The sequence below is a fragment of the Caballeronia choica genome (assembly GCF_001544535.1).
Classification (GTDB): Bacteria; Pseudomonadota; Gammaproteobacteria; order Burkholderiales; family Burkholderiaceae; genus Caballeronia; species Caballeronia choica.
The window spans coordinates 1-2,641 of the sequence record NZ_FCON02000364.1 but is presented as its reverse complement, the minus strand read 5'-3'; the positions used below and the strand labels follow the sequence as shown (position 1 = coordinate 2,641).

Below are 2,641 nucleotides of genomic sequence, written 5' to 3'. Positions count from 1 at the left end.
TTCTCGGTGAGCGGCGCGTACTGGATCAACTGGAACAGTTCGTTCTCGAAGACCACCGAGCCTTTCGACACCGCCACATTGCGGCCGACTTCAAAGGCGCTTTCATCGGTGATCGAAATGCGTCCGCGCTTCAGGTCTTCGAGCAGGTTCGCGAAGCCCGCGCGCATGCTCTCGCCCTGCGTTTCGATCGCGGTCTTCATCGCTTCGGGATTGGTCGCGGGAAAGTTGGCGGGGCTCATCGAGTCGATGAACTGGCGCGCGTAGAAACGCAGCTTGTGTTTCTCCTTCTCGCCGACGCCGGACGCCTCGACCATGTCGTTGAGCAGTCGCGAGTTGAGCAGGTACGTCTGCTTGAGCACGCTGTACCACGGATTGTCGCGCCAGGCGTCCGCATTGAAGCGCCGGTCACCGCGCTCGGGTTCGACGGCGGGCGTGGGCTTTTGCCCCGTCGCGTTCGCCACCATGCCCATGTAAAGGGCCATCTGCTGCTGCCAGTAATGCGCCTGCGCCTGTGCGAGCGCGAGGGTCGGCATCCTAGCGGGGGTCGAAGGCGCTTCTCCGGTCTTTCCAGCCGCGCCGGTGTAGGCGTGCAGCAGCGTCTGCCCCGATTTAAAGAAGCCTTGGACGAACTCGTCCGGCATGTTGAACGGTGCGACCATGCTGTCTCCTGAGAGTCGTGATTAAACGTTGCTGCCCGTCCCGCGATGACAACGCACCACTCGCGCGACGGGCCAGGGCGCGCTAGCTATTTGCGCTGCAGCATCTGCTTGATCTCTGCCGCGTGTTCATTCGCGCGTTTTGTGATGCTCGCCATTGCCTCCACCTGCGACTTGCGCGCGATTTCGGCCAGATCCTTTATGTCTTCGACTGCCTTCAGGCACGCATTGCGCGCCACTTCGGCATGTTTGCTTGGGTCCGCCGCGCCCGCCTTGGTGGCTGCTTGGATGTCCTGCATCGCCTGGGTCAGCATCTCGGTCTGCTTGCGGGCGAACGCCTGCATCGCGTCGTACGCGGACTTGTTCGCCTCGACGATCGCCTCAATGTCCTTCTTGCGCGACTCGACCAACGCGGGCATATCGACGCCCGGCACCTTGAACTGTTCGAGCATCTTCGTCAGATCGCCAAAGGGATTTGTTTGATCGGCCATGACTGTCTTCTCCTGGGTTATTCGCGTAAACTACGTATGAATGTTAGCTGCTTACCCTCACTCCGGGCGGGCACTCCGCGAGGTCGGCATCACGAGCGCAACGCCATCGATCACCACCTTTTCTCGCACTGCGCATACAGTCGTCGGCACAGCGCCCGCTTTTCCGTCCGGCCCCGCGGTCACGGCTTCCGAGCCAACGGCGATCACGATGGCCGCACCGCCCGCGACAATCTCGCTCGCCTCGAGTATCGCGCTGGAACTACAAACCTGGCAGTCCATCATTGCGGGCACGGCGGCTCAATCTACTGCCTTCATCATGGCTTCCACCACCTTCTTCGCATCGCCGAACACCATCATCGTCTTGTCCATGTAGAACAACTCGTTGTCGAGACCAGCGTAGCCCGCCGCCATCGACCGCTTGTTCACGATGATCGTGCGTGCCTTGTACGCTTCCAGAATCGGCATGCCTGCAATCGGCGAGGTTGGGTCCGTCTTCGCCGCAGGATTCACCACGTCGTTCGCGCCGAGCACCAGCACCACGTCGGTCTGGCCGAACTCGCTGTTGATGTCCTCCATCTCGTGGACGAGTTCATACGGCACTTCGGCTTCCGCGAGCAGCACGTTCATGTGCCCCGGCATCCGACCCGCCACAGGGTGAATCGCGTACTTCACATTGATGCCTTTCTCGACCAGCTTATCGGTGAGTTCCTTCAATGCGTGCTGCGCGCGGGCCACCGCAAGACCATACCCCGGCACGATCACCACGCTCTCCGCGTTGCCGAGCATGAACGCGGCGTCGTCGGCCGAACCGGATTTGACCGGCCGTTGCTCCGTCGTACCGGCCGTCGCCGCCGAGCCACCTTCGTTACCGAAGCCGCCCAACAGCACATTGAAGAACGACCGATTCATCGCGCGGCACATGATGTACGACAGAATCGCACCCGACGAACCCACCAGCGACCCCGCAATAATCAGCATCGGATTGTTCAGCGAGAAGCCGATGCCTGCCGCCGCCCACCCCGAATACGAGTTGAGCATCGACACGACCACCGGCATGTCGGCCCCCCCGATCGGGATGATGATCAGCACACCGAGTCCGAACGCGATCAGCGTCATCAGCATGAACGGCAACCACGACTGCGTCAGCACGAAGAAGATTCCGAAGCCGAGCATCGCGATCGCGAGCAGCAGGTTGATCATGTGCTGGCCCGGATACACGACCGGCGCGCCCTTGAACAAGCGGAACTTGTACTTGCCCGAGAGCTTGCCGAACGCGATGACCGACCCGGAGAACGTGATCGCCCCGACGAACGTGCCGATGAACAACTCGACGCGATTGCCATACGGAATCGGAACGCCGGGAGCGGCAAGCCCGAACGCGGACGGCTCGGCCACGACCGCATACGCGATACAGACCGCCGCAAGACCGATCAGCGAGTGCATCGCGGCGACGAGTTCCGGCATCTTCGTCATCTCGACTTTCGCCGCGATGTA

The 2,641-nt window shown here is 61.6% G+C and carries 3 protein-coding genes and 1 pseudogene; all 4 read right to left on the bottom strand.

The window, feature by feature from the left end; genetic code table 11:
* Nucleotides 1-659, bottom strand: a pseudogene (locus AWB68_RS43935) (class I poly(R)-hydroxyalkanoic acid synthase); the annotation flags it as partial.
* A gap of 86 nt (nt 660-745) precedes the next feature.
* On the bottom strand, nt 746-1,147 hold the full coding sequence (gene phaP, locus AWB68_RS43930) for a TIGR01841 family phasin (protein ID WP_087650325.1): 402 nt from the start codon (nt 1,145-1,147) through the stop codon (nt 746-748).
* 57 nt (nt 1,148-1,204) lie between these two features.
* Complete coding sequence (locus AWB68_RS43925) at nt 1,205-1,438, bottom strand: hypothetical protein (protein ID WP_125483286.1); 234 nt, start codon at nt 1,436-1,438, stop codon at nt 1,205-1,207.
* Nucleotides 1,439-1,444: 6 nt separating this feature from the next.
* A partial coding sequence (locus AWB68_RS43920; protein WP_087650323.1) for an NAD(P)(+) transhydrogenase (Re/Si-specific) subunit beta occupies nt 1,445-2,641 on the bottom strand: 1,197 nt, incomplete at its 5' end.

Coding starts and splice junctions, on each gene's coding strand:
- phaP (WP_087650325.1), bottom strand. CDS start 1,147: ATGGCCGATCAAACAAATCCCTTTGGCGATCTGACGAAGATGCTCGAA.